Origin of the sequence: Zhongshania sp. R06B22, from assembly GCF_040892595.1 — a bacterium.
Taxonomy (GTDB): domain Bacteria; phylum Pseudomonadota; class Gammaproteobacteria; order Pseudomonadales; family Spongiibacteraceae; genus Spongiibacter; species Spongiibacter arctica.
Genome location: NZ_JBFRYB010000001.1, coordinates 2,155,353 through 2,181,961, shown reverse-complemented (window position 1 = coordinate 2,181,961; position 26,609 = coordinate 2,155,353). Strand labels below are relative to the sequence as shown.

Genomic DNA, 26,609 nt, shown 5'->3' with positions numbered 1-26,609 from the left:
CGTTTAAAGTACCTAACAGGCCTCACCCTAAGGTGTCTTCCCGCACCCACTCGCAGCGTAGCTTACCGCCGCCCTGACCTGGCACATGGCATTCATCTTCTGCCTGCCAGACAAAGGTGTGAGTTCCGTTATACGCTGTTTGCAAATGTACGGTTGCGGTAACCCAGTACATTTTATGCAGCATTTTTTCAAACTGCTTTAGCCACTCATCCCACTCATGTTCAACAGCCTTATAAGAGCTACCAAAGTGAATCACATCGGTTTGGCAATCGCCAAAATCAATGGCCGGACGAGGAGCAGAAAACATCTCTCGACACAGCAAAGGCCAGTCTTCAGATGCGGGTAGTGACGCAGTCACTAGTTGATTATTGTCACGCCGCTCAGTTACATCTGCCTTGCTACGAGCAAACAACATATCTGTAATACAACCGTAAACCACCGATTCCTGCGCCATAGCTATGCCTAAATTATTAAGTCTGCGTGAGTCTACAAAAGCTATTGGCCATCGGCCAGCTATTTCCAGCCACGGCCTAAGCCTTCGCCTCTTCGTTTGCTGGCAAATGCAGATGACGCCAGGCTATCGCAAATCCGATTGCCGCGGCGACCGCCGCCATGGTGAAACACAAGACGCTGCTAAAGTCCCAGGCCCAACCACTCAATACCGCACCAGCCGCGCCGCCTAAGCCGAAACTTACGCCACTATACAAGGCCATGCCCTGCCCCTGATGCCCAGCAAACGACTGCCTGATTATCTCGATACCGGCGGCGTGATAACTGCCAAAGCTAGCTGCATGTAGACATTGGGCGAAAAATAACACCGCTGGATATTCGACAAAATAGGCAATCAGCAACCAGCGCAAACACGACAGCGCCAAACTCCACAGCACAATATTCCTTAAGCTATACGCCGCTAAAACTCGGTGCATTCCCAGAAAAAGCAGCACCTCTGCGATCACACCTAGCGACCAAAAAACACCAATTGAGGCCTTGGAATAAGACTGCGCCTCAAGATAAATACTGAAAAACGTGTAGTAAGGGCCGTGTGAAAGCTGCAGGAAGAAACTGACCGCAAAAAAAGCCAATACCGCCGGATGACTCAGAATTCGGCCTAAGGCTTGGCGCTGATGGGTATTGCTCTTGGCCACCGGTTTTTCAGAAACCAGCAGACTAGCTAACCAAATGCTAGTGAGCAACACGGTAATAATATAGAGCAAATGAACTATTGGGTATCGGTCTAGCCACCAACCAACGGCCAGAACCGCGGCGATAAAACCAACAGAGCCCCACACTCGAATCAGACTGTAACGTCCGTAACGCCCGACTAAATGCGATAGGGTGACTACGTCAAATTGGGCTAATACTGCATTCCAAAAAAAACTATAGGCGACCACTACAGCCGCCAACCACCAAAAATCCGACCGCAGGTAAACGCCACTAAAGGCTACTATGGCTAAAAAAGCACCGTAGCGGATTATGCGGCTGCGATAGCCATAAGTATCCGCCAACCAACCCCAGAGATTTGGCGCAACCACCTTTGTGGCCATGACCAGCGCGGACAGGATGCCAATGTCTTCTGAACTGAAACCAAGGGACTTGAGGTATAAGGCCCAGTACGGAGCCCAGGTTCCCAATAATGCAAAATAGCAAAAATAGAAACCCGATAGGCGCCAATACGGCACTGAAGCTGCCATAGCAGCTTACGAAGTGGCAGCAGGAATGACAGGCGTGGTGGAGTGTACATCAGCGTTTTGCGCGCGATTTCGCAGTAGATGATCCATCAGCACAATCGCGACCATCGCCTCCGCAATAGGGACCGCGCGAATACCAACACAGGGGTCGTGACGACCCGTGGTAATGACCTCAACTGCCTTGCCTTCCATATCGACAGATTTTCCTGGCAGCACGATGCTCGATGTCGGTTTTAAAGCTAAGTGAGCAATTAAGTCTTGTCCGCTGGATATGCCACCGAGAACACCACCAGCGTTATTAGAGGTGAAACCCTCGGGGGTCATTTCATCACGATGAGTACTTCCCAGTGCGTCTACGCAATCAAAGCCGGCACCAATTTCCACCCCTTTTACCGCGTTTATACCCATTAAGGCATGGGCAATATCCGCATCTAAGCGATCGAACACCGGTTCTCCTAAACCCACCGGCATACCGGTGGCCACGACCGTCAATTTCGCCCCTACAGAATCACCAGATTTACGCAATTTCTGCATATATTCTTCCATCTCAGAAACTTTACTGGCATCTGGACAGAAAAAGGGATTGGTTTCCACCACACTCCAATCAACATCGCTTATCCCAATCGGGCCGAGCTGGGAAAGATAGCCACGCACCTCGATACCACAGCACACCTGCAAATATTTTTTAGCTACCGCGCCGGCCGCTACCCGCATCGCTGTTTCACGCGCCGAGGAGCGACCACCGCCGCGATAATCGCGGGTGCCATATTTTTGCTGGTAGGTGTAATCGGCGTGCATCGGACGAAAACGGTCTTTGATTTTGCCGTAATCTTTGGAGCGCTGATCGGTATTTTCTATCAATAGACCAATAGACGTACCGGTGGTTTTTCCTTCGAACACACCCGACAGAATTTTTACCACATCCGCTTCGCGGCGCTGAGTTGTGTAGCGCGAGGTGCCTGGTTTGCGACGGTCCAAGTCCAGCTGCAAGTCCTGCTCAGAAATTTCTATACCCGGCGGACAGCCATCAATAATGGCACCCAAGGCGAGGCCGTGGCTCTCACCGAAGGTGGTGACTGTGAATAATTTACCGATGCTATTACCTGACATGAAATTTCCTGACGCTACTTTAAATGACACTAAACTGATGAAGGATTATACGGCAAACTGCGGAAACAGTCAGAAACTCACGCGAAACTGTCAGCATATTCAAGCAATTGTTCACGGGTCATAACAAACACGCCATGCCCGCCGCGCTCAAACTCAAGCCACATAAATGGCACCGCTGGGAATGCCGCGTCTAATGCTATACAGCTATTACCGACCTCAACGACCAAGACGCCCCCCGTGGTCAGGTGATCTGCGGCGTGACGCAGAATTTGCCGCGTGATATCCAAGCCATCAGGACCAGACGCCAAACCTAGGGCGGGCTCGCGATGATATTCAGCGGGCATAGCTGCTAAATCTGCGGAATCGACATACGGTGGATTACTCACAATAAGATCGTAACGCTCACCCGCCAACCATTCAAAGACATCAGACTGCACCGCACGCACTCGCTCAGATAGGTCATGACGAGCAATATTTATGTCGGCGACATTAATGGCATCCAGCGAAATATCTGCAAGATCGACACTGGCATCCTCAAACTGATAGGCACAGGCAATGCCGATACAACCGCTTCCCGAACAGAGGTCGAGAATACGTTGAGGGTAAATACCCGACAACCACGGTTCGAAATCCTGGGCGATTAGCTCGGCTATTGGCGAGCGTGGCACCAGCACTCGCTCGTCCACATAAAAAGACAGCCCTGCAAACCAAGCTTCTCGACTTAGATACGCTGCAGGAACACGCTCATCAATGCGGCGCTGAAGCAGCGTCAAGACCGCTTCGCGCTCAGCCATCGTTAAACGCGCATCTAATAAGTCCGGTGAAAAATCAAAAGATAAACTTAAAACATGCGAAACCAAAACCCGTGCTTCGTCGTACGCATTATCAGTGCCATGGCCAAAGAACAGACCAGCGCGCCCGAACTCGCTAATACCCCAGCGAAGATAGTCGCGAATGGTCAGGAGATCACTGCTAATATTTTGTTTTTGGCTCACGACATCATCCAATACATAAAGAGATAATTTTACACGACCCAGACGATTATTCCTGCACTGTTTAACAAGGCTCTTAAAAGCGTTTGTTCTGGACACTGCTTTACTCGAGATCGTTTGGAAAGTTAACCTGGGTTTGCTACCATTCGCACCCCAATACGCATGAAGGATAAAAAGTGGAAAAGGCGTTTGCAGATATTATTAAACAAATCGGCGAAGATCCTAGTCGTGATGGGCTATTAGATACGCCAGCCCGAGCAGCGAAAGCGTTTGAATTCTTGACAGAGGGCTATCGTCGCAATGTTAAAGAGGTCGTCAACGGCGCTCTGTTCGAGTCCGACTGCAATGAGATGGTTGTGGTGTCCGACATTGAACTGTACTCGCTATGCGAACACCATTTGCTTCCCTTTATTGGCAAATGCCATGTTGCCTATATTCCCCGGGGCAAGGTACTCGGCCTTTCAAAAGTGGCCCGTATCGTCGATTTGTACGCCAGACGTTTACAAATCCAAGAAGGTCTAACAACTCAAATTGCGAATACTATGATGGACGTAACAGGTGCTGACGGGGTTGGCGTCATTATCGAAGCCCGCCATATGTGCATGATGATGCGGGGAGTTGAAAAACAAAACTCGGTAATGCGCACCAGCGCAATGCTGGGAGCGTTTAAGACAAACCAAGCCACTCGCACTGAGTTTCTGTCACTGCTGACTTTATAAGCTCAACGTCAGTGGCCCACTAACATGGTTTATGTGGGCCTTAATAGGCACTTTTTGCTCACGCCTAGCACTCAAACCTCACCCACTACCTGAATACAGAAATTCCATTATCCAAGCCGCTATCTGCGATGATTGGCCTTCCATATGACAGTGGTGATGTCCGTCAATTTCCCGCACACTAAAGCGACTCCCTATATTTACCGGCAAGGTAGCAAGCCACTCGCCAAACCCTTGCTTAGCCAAAATTAACATAGCCGGCGCGGCAATCGCGTCGATAGCAGCCTGCAGTTGTTCAAGGCTTAATTTCACCGGCGATGCTAACTTTAGCCGTTTATCACTGCGCCAATAATAGCGGCCATCATCAGCCTGAACAGACCCTCGCGCCACTATCAATGCCGCCGCAACCGGAGCCATTGATGTTGCTTTACACCGGGCGGTGACAGCGGCATCAAAATCGGCATGACCTTTATCGCCTCTTGAGCGACTCGTTTGAGTATAATCTTTAAGATATTTGGCCATTTGGGCTGGGAAATTAGTAGCCGTTTCCGGCGGCGGCAATAAACCATCTAGACAGATCAAATGGCGTATTCGCTCAGGAGTAGCTGCACTGAGCAAGGCCGCGATAATGGCTCCGCGCGAATGACCTAGCAGAGAAAACTCCTGCCAGCCCATCTGATCAGCCACTGAAACAATGCAGCGTAAATCATCCCAAATCGCGTAGTCCCCAGATGGCGGTTTGTGATCACTCAAGCCGTGTCCAGGCAGATCTAGGGCTAAAATCTGTAAACTAGGAAGTTGTTCAGCGAGAACATCGAAACTCGCCGCATTGTCCAACCAGCCGTGCAAAGCAATAACAGGAAATCCAGAGTCGTCTCCCCAGAGCTTAGCCGCAATGTTTAAACCCTCAACATTAAAGCTCTTTTCAATAGCTGAACGAGAACTCACCGGCCGTTGTGATCGTAGTTAGGGTAATGACGCAGCCACTCCAAATTCCCACAGCCTTGCGCAAACACCTCGGCGCGAATCAGAGCCATACTTGCCGGCTGCATTCCCCAATAGCTCTTATTAGCACCACCGTGCCAATAGTCTATGGCGTTACTTAATAAGGGGTTATGGGACACAACTAGCAGGCGCTCACCGCGAAATGTCGCCAACATAGCCTCTAACTCAGATTGCGGCGTATCGGGGGTTAATGATGACTTCAAGCGCGACTTAAGCTGCCAATCGCGATTTAAAATTGCCGCAGTTTGCACTGCCCGTCGATAGGGACTGACCCATAATTCGTCTGGCTGCCATCCACTACACCCAATCCAATCTGCTGCAGCGCTGGCTTCTTGCTGACCTAGAGGAGTTAACTCCCGCTCGATATCCGTCTTGGTATCCCACGACGCCGAGCCGTGCCGTACTAACAAAATTTCCATATAACCCATTACGTTATTTTATGATGAACTCTACGTCGCGGCTCTGCTCGGCGCACATCATAGTCCCTATGACTTCACCCACCTCGCGGCCATTATAAATAATATCGTAAAGACCATTAACCAATGGCATGTAGATATCCAAGGCTTCAGACTGCTCTTTCATTAACCTGAGGGTATTAACACCCTCGGCCACCTGACCAAGACTTGCAACCACCTCATTAAGGTCTCGCCCCTGACCCAGCTCATAACCAACACGATAGTTTCGGCTCAGCGGTGAAGTGCAAGTGACAAACAGATCGCCAACCCCCGCCAAACCCATAAAGGTCAGCGGGTCAGCGCCTTTTATTACCGCGTAGCGACTCATTTCTGCCAGACTACGAGTAATCAACATACTAATGGTGTTGTGACCGCAACCCAAGGCCGCAGCCATACCGGCTGTAATGGCATAGACGTTCTTCAATGCGCCAGCCAGTTCAACGCCGTACATATCGCTGCCAGCGTAGACACGGAAATAGGCGCACTGCAATATATCCTGAATAGTGATATTGAGTTCAGGATCATCACTCGCGATCACCGTACCGGTAATCATTCTTGCGGCTAGCTCTTTCGCCAAATTAGGGCCACTCATAACACCTAAGCGAACCTGAGGAAGCTCTTCTCGCAACACTTCACTCATTAATTTATTGGTTTCGAACTCGATACCCTTGGTGGTGCTGACCAATATGGTACCCGGCGCCAAATGGTCTGCGAGCTGGCGGGCGACTTCTCGACTGGCCTTACTGGGTATGGAAAAAAATACCGCATCGCAACCGGCCACTGTTTCTTGGAGATCGGTGCTTGCTCGTAAGGAGGGATTTAGCGGTATTCCTGGCAGGTAAACTTCATTAGTGTGCAATTCGTTAACTTCTTTAACGCGCTCACCAGTTCTCATCCACTGACAGGTATCATGGCCGTTATCCGCCATAATATTCGCTATCGCAGTGCCAAAGCTGCCACCACCAAGAATCGCGACTCTATATTTTTTTGTCATACTCCGTTGAACCCCTGTCTTATTTATTGGGAGTTTATCACTGCTGCATCGGACTAAAACAAAAAAGGCGGCTTTCGCCGCCTTTTTGCTGCTTATTTATGCGCTAAGTTCCAACAACAGCTTATTTAACTTATGAACATAGCTGGCTGGATCTTCAAGTTGCGCACCTTCAGCTAGATGAGCTTGGTCGAACAGCACATCAACCAGGTCTGCGAAACGATCCTCATCACTTTCTTTATCCAGTTTAAGCACTAAAGGATGCCCTGGGTTCAGCTCAAAGATAGGCTTGCCAGGCGGTAAGGCTTGGCCAGCAGCCTCCATCATTCTGCGCATTTGTGCGCCCATATCGTCTTCGGTCACCACCAAACATGCTGGCGATTCGGTTAAACGACTGGTAACCCGCACACCTTCGACTTTCTCAGCCAATACGGTCTTTACACGCTCAACAAGGTCTTTGTGTTCTTCGGCCAACACCTCTTGAGCTTTTTTCTCTTCCTCATCTTCCAAATCACCGAGATCCAATTCGCCGCGGCCAACGTCCAAAAAGGACTTGCCATCAAACTCAGCCAAGTGGTTCATCAACCAATCGTCAACACGCTCGGAAAGCAACAGAACCTCAATACCCTTTTTACGAAATACTTCTAAATGCGGGCTGCTGGATGCGGTTTTATGACTTTCAGCGGCCACATAATAAATTTTGGCCTGACCTTCTTTCATGCGTGACACATAGTCTTCTAAAGAATGCGTCTGCTCGACCTTATTATCGTGAGTCGTGGCAAAACGCAGCAATTTGGCAATTTTTTCCTTGTTACCAAAATCTTCAGCGGGACCTTCTTTCATAACTTGACCGAAGGCTTTCCAAAATTGCTGGTATTTCTCTACGTCATTTTTTGCGAGTTTGCCCAACATATCTAGCACGCGCTTGGTAACCGCACTCTTCATGGCATCTACAGCAGGATCTTGCTGCAAAATCTCACGTGATACATTTAATGACAAATCATTGGAATCGATAACACCTTTAACAAAGCGCAAATACAGCGGTAAAAATTGCTCTGCATCGTCCATAATAAATGTGCGTTGAACGTAGAGTTTTAGTCCGCGGGCCGCATCGCGATTCCACAAATCCATGGGCGCTTGACCGGGCAAATATAACAAGCTGGTGTACTCTAGCTTACCTTCAACCTTGTTGTGGCTCCAACTCAGCGCAGGACTAAAGTCATGGCTCACGTGCTTATAAAATGCCTGATATTCGTCATCGGCCACGTCACTGCGCGAGCGAGTCCAAAGTGCAGTCGCACTATTTACCGCTTCAAATTCGGGTACTTTTTGCTCTTCACCTTCTTTGGCAACAGGCGGTGTACTCAGCATCTGCACCGGAATACTAATGTGATCTGAGTATTTTTTGATAATTGAACGCACCCGCCAATCGTCTGCAAATTCAGTATCTTCTGCGCGCAAGTGCAAAACCACGGTGGTGCCACGATCTACTTTTTCGCAAGATTCAATTGAGAAATCGGCTTCACCGGTAGATTCCCAGTGCACCGCTTCCGCTGCGCTTAAACCGGCGCGACGGCTAAACACTTCAACTCGCTCAGCAACGATGAACGCAGAGTAGAATCCGACGCCAAATTGACCGATGAGCTGCGAGTCTTTTTTACCGTCTCCGCTGAGGTTCTTCAAGAACTCGGCGGTACCTGAACGGGCGATGGTGCCCAAATTGCTCACCACCTCGTCTCGAGACATACCAATACCATTATCGCTAAGGGTTAAGGTATTGGCCTCTTTGTCGAGGGTAATGCGAATGCGTAATTCTGGATCGCCCTCATACAGGCTGCCGTCGCCCAATGCTTCATAGCGCAGTTTATCAGCGGCATCTGAGGCGTTTGAAACCAGCTCTCTAAGAAATATTTCTTTATTGCTATACATTGAGTGAATCATTAGCTGAAGCATTTGTTTCGCTTCAGTTTGAAAACCCAGAGTTTCTTTTTCTGCTGTCGACATTGTTGTTACCTTTGTTCAAGAAAAATTTAGTGTGGCCGCAGCGTTAGCGGTCAGTGTCTATAAGATGGGGCCATCACTTATTTTTTCAAGACTAGGTACTACGATTATCAGGCAGCACCCGCGATATAATAGCCAGTGCGTCAACGCCCTCGGGCAAACACCCATAGACGCCCTGCCCACCACTTAATCGAGACCGAATAAATGCGTCGGCAACCGCTTGGGGGGCTGAGCTAATCAGCAATGACGCTTGCATGGTTAATGCTAGCTGCTCAATCAAGTAGCGGGCGCGAAACTCAAGATTATTTGAGCTTGAAAAAATCGCCTTAAGCTGAGCTATAGCACTGTCTAGCAATGCATAGCGACCCGCCGTTTTAGCCATTTCAATAAACCAGCGGTCTAGCACAGCCGGTGTTTTCTGCAGTGCCCGCAGCACATCTAACGCCTGAATATTTCCAGAGCCTTCCCAGATCGCATTAATAGGCGCCTCCCGATACAATCTTGGCATAATGCAATTTTCAATCACGCCGTTACCACCGAGGCACTCCATGGCCTCATAGGCATGGCCGGGCGTGCGCTTACAGATCCAAAATTTACCCACCGCGGTCCCTAAGCGCATCAGCAATTGTTCTGCGGGATCGTCCACCTTATCAAGGGCAGCAGCCATACGCATCGTCAGCGCGAGCGAGCCCTCTACTTCTAGCTGTAAATCTGCCAACACATTCTGCATCAACGGTTGATCAATCAAGCGTGCGCCAAACGAAGAGCGTTGTTGGGCATGATTTACCGCTTGCGCAACCGCTTGGCGCTGTCCGGCCGTAGAGCCAACCATGCAGTCAAAGCGGGTTAATGCCACCATTTCGATAATAGCGGCCACGCCACGCCCCTCTTCACCCACCAACCAGCCCTGCGCCTGGCGCAGCTCTACCTCAGACGAGGCATTAGAGACATTGCCCATTTTATTTTTAAGGCGCTGGATATGCAGGCCATTTTTAATGCCATCCTCACGCCATCGCGGTACTAAGAAGCAACTCAACCCACCCTTGGCTTGAGCCAGAATTAAAAACGCATCACACATGGGAGCAGACAAAAACCATTTATGCCCGTTCAAAACGTATAAGGCACCATTGCCAGACTCGCTGAGCGGCGTCGCCACGCTAGTATTTGCCCGCACATCAGACCCGCCTTGCTTCTCGGTCATTCCCATTCCGATAGTCACGGCGTCCTTCTCAAAGTACGGCACGTTCTCAGGCTGATAAGCATTATTGAGAATTTTGGGAAGCCAAACCTCCGCCAATCGCGGACTCAATTTTACAGTAGGTACAGAGGCAAACGTCATGGTTAGCGGACAGCCGTGACCGGCGTCAATCTGCGCCTGCATATAGCTTAGCGCTGCGCGCTTAAGGTGGGTGGCCTTCGGATTTTCTCGCCAAGGTCCAGAATGCAGTCCCTCGCTCAGAGCCATATCCATTAACTGGTGATACGCAGGATGAAACTTAACAAGATCGATACGATGTCCGACACGGTCATGACTGTCGAATTGAGGCTTGTTTTCATTGGCCTCGAAGCCCCACGCAATCACTTCTGCGCTGCCACATCGAGCGCCGTAGGCACTTAGCTCAGCAGTATCAGTTAAACCGAAATGGGCTAGGATTTCTCGCAGCGGGATATCACAGTTGAATACATTATAGTTCTCTAAAGCACCAGCTTGATTGAAGACCTCGTGGGTCTCAGCAGTCACCCCAAACGCCGGATCAGAATTATTTTGAATCAACGACATCACTCTCCCCTCATTTCAAATTACGCTACGATTTGTCGGCCGTACTGTCCACCAAACCCACAGCCCTTAAACAAAAATCTCGCAACGCGCTGGTTGTTTGTTCGTTACAGCCCGGATGGACCAATGGACCCAATAGACTCTCTGCCATTGCTCCCACCAAGGCCGCTGCCGACAGAGACGGAAGTTGAGGCGCCAGCACACCGGTTTCCACGCCCTCAGAAATCACCGCCTCAAAAAGTGCTGAATACCTTTTACGATACTGTAAACGTGCTAAATCTACCGCTGGGTCTACTGGCTCAGCGATAAGCGCCCAGGCCAATTTAGGCGCAGCAAAAGCACGTTGCGCAAAGATTTCCGCCGCCGCAGCCAAACGAATAGCTACAGGGCCCTCTGACAATAGCGCGATCTGCACGGCTTCCACCTCGCGTATCGTCGCGCGACGGAAGACCTCGGTGCTCAACTCGTCTTTGTTGCTAAAATAACGATACACCGTGCCAACCCCAACCCCAGCCACAGACGCCAAAGCTTGAATCGTTAAGGCGCCAAAGCCGCCCTCTCTCACCAGCGATTCAGCGGCGTGAAGCAAAGCAGACTTTTGTGCGGCCTTTCGCTGCGTCACCAAGGGCGTTTCGCGGTATGCCATAAGGACTCCATAAACTAGCAAACAAGTGAATCATCATTCACTTGTTTGGGCAAGGTCTTAATTAGAGGTAAAACAGGTAAGCGGAAACCAAAAAAGGCGGCCGAAGCCGCCTTTTTCAAACACAGTACCTAGAACTTACCAGCCGGTAATTTCCTTAAGCGCTTTGCCTATATCGGCCAAAGAGCGAACTGTTTTAACACCAGCATCTTGCAGCGCTGCAAACTTCTCATCTGCAGTACCCTTACCACCAGAGATAATCGCACCGGCATGCCCCATACGCTTACCAGCAGGTGCAGTAACACCAGCAATGTAAGATACAACAGGCTTGCTTACGTTTGCCTTGATGTAAGCAGCCGCTTCTTCTTCAGCAGTACCACCAATCTCACCGATCATGACGATCGCTTCGGTCTGTGGATCATTCTGGAACATTTCCAAAATATCGATGAAGCTAGAGCCTGGAATTGGGTCGCCACCTATACCTACACAGGTAGACTGGCCGAAACCATAGTCAGTAGTCTGCTTAACGGCTTCATAAGTCAAAGTACCTGAGCGCGATACAATACCTACTTTACCTGGCAAGTGAATGTGACCGGGCATAATGCCGATCTTGCTTTCGCCTGGAGTGATAACACCAGGACAGTTTGGTCCGATTAAACGCACACCCATCTCGTCGCACTTCACTTTACATTCCAGCATATCCAAAGTTGGAATGCCTTCAGTGATACAAACAATTAGTTTGATACCAGAAGTTGCAGCTTCGAGGATGGAGTCTTTGCAAAATGCGGCAGGCACATAAATAACTGACGCTTCTGCACCAGTAGTGGCCACTGCATCTGCAACGGTATTGAAGACAGGAAGGCCCAAATGCTCTTGACCACCTTTGCCCGGTGTTACGCCACCGACCATTTTAGTACCGTAAGCTATGGCTTGTTCAGAGTGAAAAGTACCCTGTGCGCCGGTGAAGCCCTGGCAGATAACTTTAGTATCTTTGTTAAGTAAAACGCTCATTATTTACCCTCCGCTGCTTTTACGACTGTTTCAGCCGCTTCAGTGAGGCTGTTAGCAGCGATAATATTAAGACCGCTTTCTGCAAGAATTTTGGACCCGACATCTGCATTGTTACCTTCGAGGCGAACAACAACAGGAATCTTTACACCCACTTCCTGGACTGCACCGATGATACCGTCAGCGATCAAATCGCAACGTACAATACCGCCAAAAATATTTACCAGAACCGCTTTAACGCTGTCGTCTGACAATATAATTTTGAATGCTTCAGAAACGCGTTCCTTGGTTGCACCGCCGCCTACGTCAAGGAAGTTAGCTGGCGCACCGCCGTGTAATTTAACAATATCCATGGTACCCATAGCCAAGCCTGCACCATTGACCATGCAGCCAATATTGCCGTCCAGTGCCACGTAGTTCAATTCAAAACTAGCCGCGTGCGCTTCGCGAGCATCTTCCTGAGAAGGGTCATGCATCGCCTTCAATTCAGGATGACGATACATCGCATTGCTATCGACAACCAATTTGGCGTCTAGGCAGTGCAAGTTTCCTTCGCTAGTAATAACTAGAGGGTTAACTTCCATCAGGGCCAAATCTTTGTCTTCGAACAATTTAGCCAAGCCCAGAAAAATATGAACAAACTGCTTAACCTGAGTTGGATTCAAACCCAATTTGAAAGCCAATTCGCGGCCTTGGTATGGCTGAGCGCCCGTCATCGGATCAATAATTGCTTTGAGAATCTTCTCTGGAGTCTCTTCTGCAACTTTTTCAATCTCAACGCCACCTTCAGTAGATGCCATGAAAACGATACGACGTGAAGCGCGGTCTACTACCGCACCCAAATATAATTCCTGATCGATATCAGTACATGATTCAACCAAGATTTTAGAAACAGGCTGACCATTCTCATCGGTCTGATAGGTTACTAGGTTTTTACCCAGCCACTTTTCAGCAAATGCCTTGATCTCGTCTTTGCTGGTAACTAGCTTAACGCCGCCAGCTTTGCCTCGGCCACCAGCGTGAACTTGGGCTTTAACAACCCATTTGTCACCGCCAATTTTATCAGCTGCAGCTGCAGCTTCTTCCGGGGTATCACAGGCATAACCTATAGAAACAGGTAGCCCATATTCAGCAAACAACTGTTTGCCCTGGTACTCGTGAAGGTTCATGTTGGAATTACCATCTCGGTCTGTGGAAGTGTTAAGCGAGCTAGATCCTGTCAGTGACTTGGCCCGCTTCCTCTGCACATTGCCGTAACAACGCAAAGTCGGGATGCGTATTTTCCCGAATTTCGCGCACTACCGCAAATCTATTTACGCTTCTTGCGATTTGGCATGTGGATAGCTTGCCCATTTACCGCCAGTGCGGCCTCATGAACAGCTTCGGAAAGCGTCGGGTGACTGAAAACAGTCAAACCAATATCTTCCGCCGACGAGCCAAACTCCATAGCGATAACAATTTGTTGTACTAAATCGGCCGCACTATTACCAATGATATGGCAGCCAAGAATACGATCAGTGTTTTCGTCGGCGAGCATTTTCACCATGCCAACTGAATCATCGGCAGCAACCGCACGACCAATGGCCGCAAACGGGAAGGTGCCCGCTTTGTAAGAAATACCATCGGCCTTTAATTGCTCTTCTGTTTTGCCCACACCCGCTATTTCGGGATGAGTGTAAATAACCGATGGAATACAATCGTAGTTCACGGTGACTTTGTGGCCAGCAATACGCTCAGCGACCATCACACCCTCTTCTGATCCCTTATGCGCGAGCATCGGGCCGCGAACAAGATCGCCTACTGCAAAGATTCCCGCAGCGTCAGTTTCGCAGTAATCATCAACAAAAATAAAACCGCGTTCATCAAGGTTTACGCCGCAATCAGGAGCAAGCAAACCGCTGCTAAAAGGTTTACGGCCAACACAGACGATCAATTTATCGAAGGTTTCGGTTTTTTCTTCATCATTCTGGGTATAGCTTACCTCGACCTTACCTTTGACAATTTTCGTCGCGGTAACCCGGGCACCCATTTTTATATCTAAACCCTGTTTTTTAAAGACTTTTGCCGCTTCCTTAGCAATCTGCCCATCTACCGCTGGGAGGAAAGTGTCCAAGGCCTCTAGCATGACAACTTGGCTACCCAAACGCGACCATACACTGCCAAGCTCTAAACCGATAACGCCAGCGCCAATCACACCTAACTTAGCGGGCACGCTTTGAAACTCTAATCCACCGGTTGAATCAACGATAATATCTTGATCCACTGGCGCGGGTGGAATGGCGACCGGAATAGATCCCGCAGCAATAATGATATTACCCGCGTCCAACACACTGATGCTGCCATCGGCCGCGGTTACTTCTACTTTCTTGCCCGCCAGCACCTTGCCAGTTCCTTCAATGGTTGTAACGCCATTGGCTTTGAACAAGCCGGCAATACCACCAACCATCTGATCAATAACCGCGTCTTTACGCTTGATCATTGCAGGAACATCCATCGTTATCTCGCCAGTGCCAATACCATGCACCGCAAAATTATCTTTTGCTTCGTGGTATTTATAGCTGCTATCAAGTAAGGCTTTCGATGGGATGCAACCCCAGTTTAAACAGGTTCCACCCAAGGCTAATTTGTCGCTTTTGTTGTGGGCTTTTTCAATACAGGCTGTTTTTAAACCAAGCTGTGCAGCGCGAATCGCTGCGACATAACCCGCGGGACCAGAACCAATTACTACCACATCAAATTTCGACATCAACAACACCCTGTTCTTTAATTTGTGAAGGACCACCATGCGCAGGCCAAGCACATCTAAACGGTTCCCGCGCCAATGTTCACGGCGCGGCCATCAGCTCGATTAAATTTCTAGCAGAATCCGTGCTGGATCTTCAATCAAGTCTTTAATCGCGACAAGAAATTGAACCGCGTCTTTACCGTCAACCAAGCGGTGATCATAAGACAGCGCCAAGTACATCATGGGCTGAATAACCACTTCTCCATTCACCGCCATTGGCCGATCTTGGATTTTATGCATACCCAAAATAGCCGTTTGTGGCGGGTTTAAAATAGGCGTAGATAACAATGAGCCAAATACCCCACCGTTAGTGATGGTAAACGTACCGCCGGTCATATCTTCTATAGAAAGCTTTCCGTCTTTAGCGCGCAGGCCATACTCACGCACTTTTTCCTCAATCTTCGCCAAACTCATATTTTCTGCGTCGCGTAGCACCGGCACAACCAAGCCTTTCTCGGTAGACACCGCCACGCCGACATCTTGGAAACCGTGATATACCACGTCATCGCCATCAAGCGAGGCGTTGACGGCGGGGAAGCGTTTAAGTGCTTCGCAAGCCGCTTTAACAAAAAAGCCCATAAAACCTAAGCGAGTGCCATTATGCGATTTTTCAAACAAATCTTTGTATTGACTACGCAGATCCATAACCGGCTTCATATTTACTTCATTAAAGGTCGTCAACATCGCCGTGGTGTGGGTTGCTTCAAGCAAACGCTCAGCGATACGCTTGCGCAAACGCGTCATTGGCACACGCTTTTCCACTCGCTCGCCCGCAGGCACGTCAACGACTGGAGCGGCAACGGGCGCCGCCGCAGGTGCTGGCTTAGCGGCAGGCGCCGAGGCAGGCTTGTGGTTAACAACGTCTTCTTTGGTAATGACGCCGCCTTTGCCAGTACCTGTAACTGCCGCCGCATCGATGCCTTTTTCATCCAGCATTTTACGCGCAGCCGGACTAATTTTAAGATCAGCGCTAGCCGCAGGCGCCGCTTCTGACTCTGCTTCCGCCGGCGCGGCATCCGCTGCGCTCGCCGCCCCACCTTCATCAAACAAGGCAAGAAGTTCATCACTCAGAACGATCTCGCCCTCGCCCTTAAGAATTTCCTTTAGCACGCCGTCAGCGGGTGCAACTACTTCTAATACGACCTTATCGGTTTCAATATCAACTAAAGGCTCGTCACGTGACACGGCTTCGCCGACTTTTTTATGCCACGTTGCAATAGAACCATCGGCGACTGATTCCGGAAATGTTGGCGCTTTTATATCAGTACTCATCACTCTTCCTGTCAATTAATGTCGCTGTACGAGACAGTCTCTAAAAGTTGATTAAAACTCTACAGTTTTAATGCCTGTTTAATAAATTTCTCTTGTTGAGCAAGGTGCAAAGCCATATATCCAGCCGCGGGTGACGCTGAAGGCTCTCGCCCAACATAACCCAACAGTAGGTTTTTCTCAGGCTTAAAGCTACGAATTACGCGAGTCATCCGGTGACGACTATTATACCAAGCGCCCTGATTACGGGGCTCTTCCTGACACCAAACCACTTTTTTAAGATTTGGATAACTAGCAATGGCATTGCGTAAATCGTCGTAGGGAAAGGGATACACCTGCTCGAGGCGAACCAAGGCAACCGAATCTTTGCCGTGTTCGCGACGCGCTGCTCGCAGGTCGTAATACACTTTACCGCTACACAGAACCATCCGTGTGACTTTTGACTTATCGATATCATCAGTCTCATCAATCACGTTTTGGAATTGACCCTGAGTTAATTCTTCTATGCTTGAAACCGCTTCTTTATGGCGAAGCAAACTCTTAGGTGACATTACCACCAGTGGCCGACGTAAAGGCCGAATCGCCTGACGGCGCAACATATGATAAACCTGCGCGGGTGTGGACGGCACGCAAACTTGAATATTGTGCTCAGCACACAGCTGCAAGAACCGCTCTAGTCGAGCAGATGAATGCTCTGGTCCCTGCCCTTCATAGCCATGTGGCAACAGCATGGTCAGACCACACAAACGGCCCCACTTTAACTCACCACTGCTTATAAACTGATCGACAACAACCTGCGCACCATTGGCAAAGTCACCAAACTGAGCTTCCCAAATGACCAGAGAATCTGGCTGTGTTGTTGAGTAGCCATATTCAAAGGCAAGCACAGCTTCCTCTGATAGCAATGAGTCGAAAATTGAGAAATCTGGCTGGTCAGCAGACATATTCTGCAGCGGAACATAACGACGAGCATCTGACTGGCTATGCAATACCGCATGACGATGCGAAAAGGTACCGCGACCGACATCCTGACCCGTTAGGCGTACTTTGTGCCCCTGCTTTAGCAGCGTGCCGTACGCCAAAACCTCCGCAAAACCCCAGTTAATGGGCATCGCACCGACTGCCATTTTTCGACGATCTTCGTAAATCTTGGCGACTTGGCGCTGGACAACGATACCTTCAGGCACGGCGTTAACAAGTTCAGCAGTCTCTTTAAATAATTTTGAATCGATTGACGTGTCGCCAGCAACATCCCAAGCGTGACCAAGATACGGCGTCCAATCAACAAACAGCTCAGTGTTCGGCTGCATAACGAGACTTTTGGCTACGTGCTCACCATTATCCAGTGCCTGACGATAATCGTCGGCCATTTTATCGGCAAGTTCTTTGCTTATAATGCCTTCTTCAAGCAATTTATTTACGTAGAGCTCACGGGTGGTTTTCTGCTTACTGATTTTGCTATACATCAACGGCTGGGTGCCAGATGGCTCATCAGCCTCATTGTGCCCGCGACGCCGATAGCAAATAAGATCTACCACCACATCTTTCTTAAACTCTTGACGGAAGTCTGCCGCCATTTGGCTGACAAACAACACGGCTTCCGGATCGTCGCCATTAACATGAAAAATCGGTGCCTGAACCATTTTTGCTACGTCAGTGCAGTACTCAGTCGAACGTGCATCTTCTTGCAGGCTGGTAGTGAAACCAACCTGGTTATTGATGACGATATGCACTGTGCCACCGGTTTTGTATGCGCGGGTTTGAGACATTTGAAATGTCTCCATAACAACGCCCTGACCAGCAAATGCGGCGTCTCCGTGCAAAACCACGGGCACAACTTTATCGCCAATAGGATCGTTTCGACGATCCTGTCGCGCGCGCACCGAGCCTTCCACAACAGGTGAAACAATCTCCAAATGCGATGGATTAAATGCCAATGCCAAATGTACTTCACCACCGGAGGTCATCACATTCGACGAGAAACCTTGGTGATACTTAACGTCGGCAGAACCCTGATATTTGACCTTGCCTTCAAACTCATCAAACAATTCAGCAGGACTTTTACCCAAGATATTAACCAAAAGATTGAGGCGGCCACGGTGAGCCATACCAATAACCATCTCTTTTGCGCCATAAGATCCAGCGCGTTGAATAATGGCATCCATCATCGGAATTAAGCTTTCACCACCTTCTAAGCCAAAGCGTTTGGTACCTGGATATTTAGACCCCAAGGATTTTTCCAAACCTTCGGCGGCCGTTAGACGCTCCAACAAATGTGTTCGAACCTCAAGTCCAAACTGCGGCTGCGAACGTACACTCTCCATACGTTGCTGGATCCAAGTCCGCTCGCGCGTGTCGACGATGTGCATAAACTCAGCGCCGACTGAACGGCAGTAAGTTGCACGCAAGGCACCGTAGATGTCCTTTAAAGTCGCTTGATCTTTACCGATGTAAAGACTGCCAGTTTGGAAAGTAGTATCGAAATCGGCTTCGCTGAGCTGGTGATATTGCAACTCTAGATCTGGTACGCGGCTACGCTGCCATAAACCCAGTGGGTCGAGCTCAGCTTCTTGATGGCCACGTTGCCGATAAGCACTGACTAATTGAATAACCCGGATTTGTTTGCGTTCATGAACACTGATATCGCTATTGACTGGCCCATTACTGCGAATAGGAGTTTTTGCAAGTTGGGCAAAATGCTCTCGAACAGGCGAATGGGGAATATCGTGGATCGTGCCTTCACTGACGCGGGGAAGTTGCTGGAAATAGTCGCGCCATTCATCAGAAACGGCGTTTGGATCTGCGAGGTAGCTTTCATACAACTCTTCTACGTAGGTCGCATTTCCGCCAGATATATGCGAGCTCTTCCATAGAAGCTCCATCGAATTTTTCTGCATTCCTGTCCACCTAAAAATAAGGGAAGTGGTCGCGTGAATGATTATTGCCCGATAAGGCCCTTTTCACCCGGTGTGCCCTTGCAGCATTCAGTGTACGCCGCAGAACCGACTTGCACCACAGGGAAGGACGCTTCCCTACCGTACGCTTTCACTCATATAGTGCCGGTAAGCACCGAATTGTATTTTATTTTGCGCTGCTCGTCAGCAGCGCTTTAGGACTAACTTTATGCAGAGTTTTATTTCTCGGCCTAAGCCGAGAGAATATTTACGTTGCTCTGCTTAGCAACATATTCCGAATATGGCCAATTGCCTTTGTTGGGTTTAAGCCCTTAGGACAAACATTGACACAGTTTTGAATGCCGTGGCAACGGAATACACTGAACGGATCATCAAGATCACTCAAACGCTCTTCAGTTGCAGTATCGCGACTGTCCGCCAAAAAACGATACGCTTGCAACAAACCGCTTGGACCAATAAAGCGATCCGGGTTCCACCAAAACGACGGGCAAGCTGTTGAACAGCAGGCGCAAAGAATACATTCGTACAGACCGTCCAACTTAGCGCGATCTTCAGGAGACTGAAGACGCTCGATGGCAGGTGCCGGTGTGTTGTTTTGTAAGAACGGCTTAATCTTCTCGTATTGCTTATAGAAAAGAGTCATATCAATGACAAGGTCACGAATTACCGGCAAACCAGGCAGCGGACGCAGCACAAGCTTATTGCCACCTCTGCCGTTTTTAAGCGCCTCGGAAATCGGCGTAATACACGCCAAGCCGTTTTTACCATTAATGTTCATGCCATCCGAGCCACACACACCTTCACGGCAAGAGCGACGGTAGGTCAAGGAAGCATCGTTACGCTTTAAGAGCTCAAGAACATCCAATACCATGATGTCCTTGCCACCGGTATCGAGTTCAACTTCCTGCATATACGGTTCCTGATCTGTTTCAGGATTGTAACGATAGAGACTGACTTTCAACATATCTGTTTTCTCCTGAATCAGTAGGTGCGAATTTTTGGAGCAAACGCTTCGCGCGTTTTAGGCGTGAAGTTAACCGCCCGCTTGGCAATAGTTTTATCTTTCGGGAAATAAACCGAGTGACACAACCAGTTCACATCATCGCGATCAGGGAAATCGTCCCGCGCGTGGGCGCCGCGACTTTCTGTGCGCGCCTCTGCAGCAATTGCAGTAGCTTCGGCAACTTCTAATAAGTTGTGCAGCTCAAGTATTTCAATACGCGCGGTATTGTATGTATTACTCTTATCTTCAAGCTTGGCATTTTCAATACGACCACGTAGATCGTGCAGCTTTTTGATGCCTTCTTTCATGAAATCACCGCGGCGGAATACACCGAAGTAATTCTGCATCACACCCTGCAGCTCTTTACGCAGGTCAGCAACTTTCTCGCTACCGGTTGCATTGTTAATTCGATCAAGCCGTGAGGTAGCCTGCTCAATCTCAGCTTCTGAAGCGTCGCGCAGGTCGATACCTTCGCGCAAAGCCTGCTCAATAAAGAGACCTGAAGCACGACCAAACACCACCAAGTCAAGCAAAGAGTTGCCGCCGAGGCGATTCGCGCCATGAACAGATACACAGGCAACTTCGCCACAAGCATAAAGACCCGGAATCACCGTGTCATTGCCATCTTCATCAATACTGAGCGCCTGACCATTCACATTGGTCGGAATACCGCCCATCATGTAGTGACAGGTAGGCACAACTGGAATCGGCTCTTTAACTGGATCTGCGTGGGCAAAGGTCCGTGATAACTCACAAATACCCGGCAAACGACTTTCCAGTACCTCTTCACCAAGATGGTCAAGTTTCAAGAACACATGATCACCATTGGGACCACAGCCACGACCTTCTAAAATTTCCAAAGTCATTGAGCGAGCAACAACGTCACGACCAGCCAAATCTTTGGCATTTGGCGCGTAACGCTCCATAAAGCGCTCGCCATCTTTATTGACCAGGTAACCACCTTCACCGCGGCAACCTTCTGTCACTAATGTGCCCGCACCCGCAATACCAGTGGGGTGAAACTGCCACATTTCGATGTCCTGAACTGGGAAGCCAGCACGCAGTGCCATACCAATTCCGTCGCCGGTATTAATATGCGCGTTGGTAGTAGACGCATAAATTCGACCAGCGCCGCCAGTGGCGAATACCGTTGCCTTGGACTTCACATACACAACTTCGCCAGTCTCGATGCAAATGGCGATAACACCAACAACTGCACCGTCTTCGTTTTTCACCAAATCAGTGGCGTACCACTCATTAAAAAATACAGTATTGTGTTTCAGATTACCTTGATAAAGGGTATGCAGCAGTGCATGCCCAGTCCGGTCTGCCGCCGCACAGGTACGAGCCGCTTGACCACCTTCCCCGAATGCTTTCGACTGGCCGCCGAAAGGACGCTGGTAAATACGGCCTTCTTCAGTGCGCGAAAATGGCAAACCCATATGGTCTAATTCGAAAATAGCCTCAGGACCAACCTTACACATGTATTCAATAGCTTCCTGATCACCAATGTAATCTGAGCCTTTAACAGTGTCATACATATGCCACTGCCACTGGTCTTCAGGATCATCACTGGCGATGGCGCAAGTAATACCGCCCTGGGCAGAGACCGTGTGTGAGCGAGTCGGAAAAACTTTTGAAATTACTGCTGTTTTGTAGCCTGACTGCGCCAGTTGCAGTGCGGCGCGCATACCAGCGCCACCGCCACCAACAATGACAGAATCAAAAGAAATAGTACGAATATTAGCCATTACTTAACTCCAAAGAATCTGGATTCCCCAAACGAGGTACGTGAACAAAACAACAGCCGAAGCTGCCTGAAATGCCAAGCGCAAAACTGTGCCTCGACCGCCCATCATTCGCTCTGTTAGATAATCGGTAGACACTGACCACAGACCAATCCAAGCGTGCGCGACAATAGACAACACCGCAGCGGTGCTGAATACCCGCATGAAGGTGCTATCGAAGTATCCACTCCACTGTGCGTAGGTCAGATCTGACCCACTTACCAGCAGATAAAAACCAACCACCAGCATATAAGCCAGCAGTATCACACCGGAAACCCGCTGGATTAACCAATCGGACAAACCACTGCGACTAAAATTCGTTACTGAACCTACCATATCCACAACCCCGTCAGCACAACTAACACCGCCGTAACTGCCAAGACTAACTTCGCGCCAGTCTCACCACCTTTCATCGTTTCACCGATACCGGCATCCATTACCAAATGTTTCACACCAGCAGAAGCGTGATAACTTAAGGCAATCAAAACAGCCCAAATACTTAACTTGCCCCAGAACGACGCTAAACACGCCTTGGCCTGTTCAAAGCCTTCAGGGCCGTCCAAGCTTGTACCGAGGAACCAAAACAGCAGGGCAACGCCCGCCACGAGAGTTACACCACTAACGCGATGTAAAATAGAAGTATAAGCGGTTATCGGCAGCGAAATTGTGCCGATATCCAGATTTACAGGTCGTTTATCTTTCACGGTTTTTGCCACGCTTTTAATTTCAGGCCCATGTACTACGAGCGGTTTAAAGGGAGTGGATCAATCACATACCGAATTCTCTAATCCGGCATCGCTTCTTTAGGAGCAGGAGCATATAAACTCCCTGTGAAACGCCGCGCATTATAGGACCATCGAAGTCCAATTACAAACGCTTAAACATCGGTAGAAAGGCCTCAAAAAACTCCAATATCAAGGGCTTAAAGGACCATTTCGCACCATTATGGCGCCATACAAAACCTTAGCCCGGAGCAATGTGGCGCACAAAAAATGATAAACATTTATGTAAAAATCGTAAAAACCCAGCCACACTCGATATTTAGAATTCCATCCAAGCCAATTGCAGGCTAAAATGTATTCACCGTTGACAAAACATTTCAGCTCTCTATATTTGTCACTCCCGCGAACGCGGATCTTCCCGCTGTTACTCTTGGCAATACCTTGCCAGATGCTAGACACGGGAAGCTAACGCCACAAGCTATGTTAAAAAGTAACAGGAGCCCGTCCCAATGAGCGATAAGAAAGCAGTTCTGAGTATCGATGGAAAAACGCTGGACCTTAAAGTCCACTCTGGCACCATCGGTCCCGACGTCATCGAAGTCAGCGCCCTGACGGGTAACGGATACTTCACTTACGATCCCGGCTTTGTCTCAACCGCGGCCTGTGAATCAAAAATAACTTATATCGATGGCGATAAAGGTGTTCTGCTGCACGGTGGTTACCCTATTGAGCAACTCGCTGAACACTCTGATTATTTAGAGACCTGCTACCTTTTATTGTACGGCGCACTGCCAGACGCAGAGCAAAAAGACAAGTTTGTTAGTAAAGTTCGCATGCACACCATGGTCAACGACCAGATGAGCACCTTTTTCAAAGGCTTCCGTCGCGACGCTCACCCCATGGCTATCATGTGCGGCGTAGTAGGCGCGCTGTCAGCGTTTTATCACGACTCGCTGGATATTAAAGACGAAAAGCACCGTGAAATTTCCGCAATTCGCCTAATCGCAAAAATGCCCACCTTGGCAGCAATGACGTATAAGTACACCATTGGTCAGCCATTCATGTACCCGCAGAATCATTTGAGCTACTCAGAGAACTTCCTGCACATGATGTTCGGCAATCCCTGCGAGCAAGACAAAGTAAATCCTGTGCTCGCCAAGGCAATGGACAAAGTCTTCCTCCTGCATGCAGATCACGAACAAAACGCGTCAACTTCAACTGTACGTCTTGCCGGTTCTACCGGTGCAAACCCATTTGCGTGTATCTCTGCTGGTATTGCAGCCCTTTGGGGACCATCTCACGGCGGCGCCAACGAAGCAGTATTGGACATGCTCAGTGAAATTGGCGATGCCTCACGCATTGACGAGTTCGTGGCTAGAGCAAAAGACAAGGATGATCCATTCCGCCTAATGGGCTTTGGTCACCGCGTTTACAAAAACTTTGACCCGCGCGCCAAAGTCATGAAGCAAGCAGCTGATGAAGTGTTGGCTGAGCTAGGCTTAGAGAATGACCCACTACTGGCCATTGCTAAACGTCTCGAGCAAATCGCATTGGAAGATCAATACTTTATTGACAGAAAACTATACCCGAACGTCGATTTCTACTCAGGCATTATTCTTAAAGCTATTGGCATTCCAACCAGTATGTTTACCGTTATATTCGCACTGGGTCGCACCCCAGGCTGGATTGCCCACTGGAATGAAATGATTAGTGGCAGCTACCGAATTGGTCGTCCTCGCCAGCTTTATACAGGCCCAGCACAGCGAGACTTTGTACCATTAGATAAGCGCTAGAAAATAAAAAAGGCCGCTGATGCGGCCTTTTTTTTAGTTCTCTGATCAACACCTGTCAGTCCACATTGAATTTGTAATACACGACCTAGCGCGTTTTATACTCAAACCCCATCTCAGCGCCATCAACTGACTGTCCATAGCTACTAATATCGCTATTTTTATCGAATTCAGTGCCCTCTTTCATCCGCAGCTTGGTTTTCATTTTAAAACGCGGCTCCTCATCGGTCTCGCTTTGGTCAAACCAAGCCTCGACGCCGTAGCGGCCTTTTTCAGAACCACTCATATCGGGCACGTCACCGTGAACGCCGGCAGGCAGACTCAAATCCAAGGCTTGCGGGCTTTCAGGCGGCGTCGCTCCCTTGGGTTTTGATCCCTCCTGCTCAGCCGGCATCTCACTCTCGACCACACTCCCAGTATTTACAGCGCTCACATCCGGGGCGGGCACAGCCCTGCTGGGCTCCATTTTGTCGCCGCAAGCAATAAGCGTTGAGCATATTAAAATCACACTAAAAGAACGATACAACATACTGAGAAATCACCTAATTCAAATACCATCACGCTAGCCTAGTCCGATTGGACAATAGCGAAGGAAAAAAGTCGCGTATACATTGGCTGACGATTTTATACGACAATAAGCCAAGGAAGATCACATGAGCAGACTGGCCGGCAAAGTAGCCATTATTACTGGCGCCGCACGCGGCATGGGCGCCGTCACCGCCCAATTGTTTATTGACCAAGGGGCCAAGGTTATCCTCGCAGATATTCTTGATGATGCCGGAGAAACACTTGCCACATCTCTGGGCAATAACGCACGCTATGTTCACGCCGATGTTTCAAGCGAGCTTGACTGGCAAAAACTAATAAGCGCCGCAGAGACATTCGGACCGCTGAATATCATCGTTAATAACGCGGCCATTTTACATGCAGCCGCTATCGCAGACTCCGATGCAGACGACTATATGCGGGTTATAAAAATTAATCAGCTAGGCACCTACCTCGGTATTCGCGCCGCTATTGCCCCCATGAAAAAAGCCGGTGGCGGCTCGATTATCAACATCTCATCCATCGACGGCCTGCAGGCTAAAAATGGTTTATCTGCGTATGTATCTAGCAAATGGGCGGTGCGAGGACTGACAAAATCCGCGGCGATTGAACTAGGCCCCTACAATATTCGGGTCAACACTGTTCACCCCGGCGGAATATTTACCGCCATGCACGGCGCTGAGGGACAAACTGAACCCTCTGAGCAAGATAATGAGTTTTATGTGAATCATGCATTGCCGCGAGTGGGACTCCCAATCGAGGTCGCCAATATGTCGTTGTTTTTAGCATCAGACGAAAGCAGCTATTCTACCGGCGCGGAATTTCTTGTCGATGGCGGATGGCAGGCGGGCCTTAGACTGAGCATGCTGCCAAGCTCTTGATGATATAAGGCCTGACAAACAAACACTGGAAAGCTAACAAAGGGTCTTCTATATTAGGCCTGTAGCCATGTTTTATCTGCGGAGGACCCAATGGACACCGAATTACATACAATGAATCTACTCTTTGACCAGCTTGGCCTGCCAAGCGAAGACAAAGAGGTTGAACGCTTCATTGTACGCCACCGACCACTACCCAGAGACTTGCTAATACATGAAGCGAGCTTTTGGAAACCAGCACAAGCAGGTTTTTTAAAAGAATGCCTAGATGTTGATGCCGAGTGGGCAGAGCTCGTCGATGAACTAGACGCACGCCTGCGCTATTAGCGCAGGCAATGACCGCCGCCGCTGCTAGCCATTACCCTCACCCAGCCCTACATAAGTAATTTTAGGGTAAGACACCCACTTAAACATCTGCTGATGGCTACAAATCATACACTTATGCGGAATTTCACCCGTAGAAGGGTTCATGTCTCCCGCACTCACCATCATACCGTGTCCACACTTATCGCAGACATAATTGACTTC

General features: G+C 49.2%; 24 protein-coding genes. 4 read left to right on the top strand and 20 right to left on the bottom strand.

Going from position 1 to position 26,609, the window contains the following annotated elements:
• Positions 1 to 22 precede the first annotated feature (22 nt).
• The 4 genes from AB4875_RS09890 to prmB all read right to left on the bottom strand — a co-directional run bounded on the left by AB4875_RS09890 (position 23) and on the right by prmB (position 3,793).
• Positions 23 to 454: a hypothetical protein gene (locus AB4875_RS09890; protein WP_368375899.1), complete on the bottom strand. Its 432-nt coding sequence runs from the start codon at positions 452 to 454 to the stop codon at positions 23 to 25.
• Positions 455 to 530: 76 nt separating this feature from the next.
• Positions 531 to 1,691, bottom strand: coding sequence for an MFS transporter (locus AB4875_RS09885; RefSeq protein WP_368375898.1), 1,161 nt, complete (start codon positions 1,689 to 1,691; stop codon positions 531 to 533).
• A gap of 6 nt (positions 1,692 to 1,697) precedes the next feature.
• Positions 1,698 to 2,798 carry a chorismate synthase gene (gene aroC, locus AB4875_RS09880; RefSeq protein WP_368375897.1) on the bottom strand — a complete coding sequence of 367 codons (1,101 nt, stop codon included), beginning with the start codon at positions 2,796 to 2,798 and terminating at the stop codon, positions 1,698 to 1,700.
• Positions 2,799 to 2,875: 77 nt separating this feature from the next.
• Positions 2,876 to 3,793 carry a 50S ribosomal protein L3 N(5)-glutamine methyltransferase gene (gene prmB, locus AB4875_RS09875; RefSeq protein WP_368375896.1) on the bottom strand — a complete coding sequence of 306 codons (918 nt, stop codon included), beginning with the start codon at positions 3,791 to 3,793 and terminating at the stop codon, positions 2,876 to 2,878.
• 173 nt (positions 3,794 to 3,966) lie between these two features.
• Between prmB and folE the strand changes: the two genes are divergently transcribed.
• Positions 3,967 to 4,509, top strand: a complete 543-nt coding sequence (gene folE / locus AB4875_RS09870) for a GTP cyclohydrolase I FolE (RefSeq protein ID WP_368375895.1) — start codon at positions 3,967 to 3,969, stop codon at positions 4,507 to 4,509.
• 78 nt (positions 4,510 to 4,587) lie between these two features.
• Here folE and AB4875_RS09865 read toward each other — a convergent pair whose 3' ends face one another.
• The 15 genes from AB4875_RS09865 to sdhC form a co-directional block, all read right to left on the bottom strand.
• Complete coding sequence (locus AB4875_RS09865; RefSeq protein ID WP_368375894.1) at positions 4,588 to 5,454, bottom strand: alpha/beta fold hydrolase; 867 nt, start codon at positions 5,452 to 5,454, stop codon at positions 4,588 to 4,590.
• A complete protein-coding gene (locus tag AB4875_RS09860) occupies positions 5,451 to 5,930 on the bottom strand; it encodes a SixA phosphatase family protein (RefSeq protein WP_368375893.1) in 480 nt (159 codons plus the stop codon). The genes AB4875_RS09865 and AB4875_RS09860 overlap by 4 nt, the downstream gene beginning before the upstream one ends.
• Positions 5,931 to 5,943: 13 nt before the next feature.
• Positions 5,944 to 6,960 carry an NAD(P)H-dependent glycerol-3-phosphate dehydrogenase gene (locus AB4875_RS09855; protein WP_368375892.1) on the bottom strand — a complete coding sequence of 339 codons (1,017 nt, stop codon included), beginning with the start codon at positions 6,958 to 6,960 and terminating at the stop codon, positions 5,944 to 5,946.
• Between the two features lie 96 nt (positions 6,961 to 7,056).
• Positions 7,057 to 8,961, bottom strand: coding sequence for a molecular chaperone HtpG (gene htpG / locus AB4875_RS09850; protein WP_368375891.1), 1,905 nt, complete (start codon positions 8,959 to 8,961; stop codon positions 7,057 to 7,059).
• A 91-nt stretch (positions 8,962 to 9,052) separates the two neighbouring features.
• Positions 9,053 to 10,738: an acyl-CoA dehydrogenase family protein gene (locus AB4875_RS09845; protein WP_368375890.1), complete on the bottom strand. Its 1,686-nt coding sequence runs from the start codon at positions 10,736 to 10,738 to the stop codon at positions 9,053 to 9,055.
• Between the two features lie 25 nt (positions 10,739 to 10,763).
• Positions 10,764 to 11,381: a TetR/AcrR family transcriptional regulator gene (locus tag AB4875_RS09840; protein WP_368375889.1), complete on the bottom strand. Its 618-nt coding sequence runs from the start codon at positions 11,379 to 11,381 to the stop codon at positions 10,764 to 10,766.
• A 135-nt stretch (positions 11,382 to 11,516) separates the two neighbouring features.
• Positions 11,517 to 12,389 carry a succinate--CoA ligase subunit alpha gene (gene sucD / locus AB4875_RS09835; protein WP_368375888.1) on the bottom strand — a complete coding sequence of 291 codons (873 nt, stop codon included), beginning with the start codon at positions 12,387 to 12,389 and terminating at the stop codon, positions 11,517 to 11,519.
• Positions 12,389 to 13,555, bottom strand: coding sequence for an ADP-forming succinate--CoA ligase subunit beta (sucC, locus tag AB4875_RS09830; protein ID WP_368375887.1), 1,167 nt, complete (start codon positions 13,553 to 13,555; stop codon positions 12,389 to 12,391). Before sucC ends, sucD begins: the two co-directional genes overlap by 1 nt.
• A 140-nt stretch (positions 13,556 to 13,695) precedes the next feature.
• Complete coding sequence (gene lpdA / locus AB4875_RS09825) at positions 13,696 to 15,135, bottom strand: dihydrolipoyl dehydrogenase (RefSeq protein ID WP_368377069.1); 1,440 nt, start codon at positions 15,133 to 15,135, stop codon at positions 13,696 to 13,698.
• Between the two features lie 99 nt (positions 15,136 to 15,234).
• Complete coding sequence (odhB, locus tag AB4875_RS09820; RefSeq protein ID WP_368375886.1) at positions 15,235 to 16,443, bottom strand: 2-oxoglutarate dehydrogenase complex dihydrolipoyllysine-residue succinyltransferase; 1,209 nt, start codon at positions 16,441 to 16,443, stop codon at positions 15,235 to 15,237.
• Positions 16,444 to 16,502: 59 nt separating this feature from the next.
• The gene (locus AB4875_RS09815; RefSeq protein WP_368375885.1) at positions 16,503 to 19,337 is read right to left on the bottom strand and encodes a 2-oxoglutarate dehydrogenase E1 component; all 2,835 of its coding nucleotides are present in this window, start codon (positions 19,335 to 19,337) and stop codon (positions 16,503 to 16,505) included.
• 265 nt (positions 19,338 to 19,602) lie between these two features.
• The gene (locus AB4875_RS09810) at positions 19,603 to 20,319 is read right to left on the bottom strand and encodes a succinate dehydrogenase iron-sulfur subunit (protein WP_368375884.1); all 717 of its coding nucleotides are present in this window, start codon (positions 20,317 to 20,319) and stop codon (positions 19,603 to 19,605) included.
• A 17-nt stretch (positions 20,320 to 20,336) separates the two neighbouring features.
• Positions 20,337 to 22,109: a succinate dehydrogenase flavoprotein subunit gene (gene sdhA / locus AB4875_RS09805; RefSeq protein WP_368375883.1), complete on the bottom strand. Its 1,773-nt coding sequence runs from the start codon at positions 22,107 to 22,109 to the stop codon at positions 20,337 to 20,339.
• A gap of 3 nt (positions 22,110 to 22,112) precedes the next feature.
• Complete coding sequence (sdhD, locus tag AB4875_RS09800) at positions 22,113 to 22,481, bottom strand: succinate dehydrogenase, hydrophobic membrane anchor protein (RefSeq protein WP_368375882.1); 369 nt, start codon at positions 22,479 to 22,481, stop codon at positions 22,113 to 22,115.
• Positions 22,475 to 22,849, bottom strand: a complete 375-nt coding sequence (sdhC, locus tag AB4875_RS09795; RefSeq protein ID WP_368375881.1) for a succinate dehydrogenase, cytochrome b556 subunit — start codon at positions 22,847 to 22,849, stop codon at positions 22,475 to 22,477. The genes sdhD and sdhC overlap by 7 nt, the downstream gene beginning before the upstream one ends.
• A gap of 527 nt (positions 22,850 to 23,376) precedes the next feature.
• On the opposite strand from sdhC, the gene gltA reads away from it, so the two are divergent.
• A complete protein-coding gene (gltA, locus tag AB4875_RS09790) occupies positions 23,377 to 24,660 on the top strand; it encodes a citrate synthase (protein ID WP_368375880.1) in 1,284 nt (427 codons plus the stop codon).
• Between the two features lie 85 nt (positions 24,661 to 24,745).
• Here gltA and AB4875_RS09785 read toward each other — a convergent pair whose 3' ends face one another.
• Positions 24,746 to 25,186 carry a hypothetical protein gene (locus tag AB4875_RS09785; RefSeq protein WP_368375879.1) on the bottom strand — a complete coding sequence of 147 codons (441 nt, stop codon included), beginning with the start codon at positions 25,184 to 25,186 and terminating at the stop codon, positions 24,746 to 24,748.
• Between the two features lie 124 nt (positions 25,187 to 25,310).
• Here AB4875_RS09785 and AB4875_RS09780 point away from each other — a divergent pair, with 124 nt between their 5' ends.
• Together AB4875_RS09780 and AB4875_RS09775 are read left to right on the top strand one after the other, a co-directional pair.
• Positions 25,311 to 26,084: a glucose 1-dehydrogenase gene (locus AB4875_RS09780; RefSeq protein WP_368375878.1), complete on the top strand. Its 774-nt coding sequence runs from the start codon at positions 25,311 to 25,313 to the stop codon at positions 26,082 to 26,084.
• Between the two features lie 90 nt (positions 26,085 to 26,174).
• Positions 26,175 to 26,408 carry a DUF2789 domain-containing protein gene (locus AB4875_RS09775; protein WP_368375877.1) on the top strand — a complete coding sequence of 78 codons (234 nt, stop codon included), beginning with the start codon at positions 26,175 to 26,177 and terminating at the stop codon, positions 26,406 to 26,408.
• Positions 26,409 to 26,609: the final 201 nt, after the last annotated feature.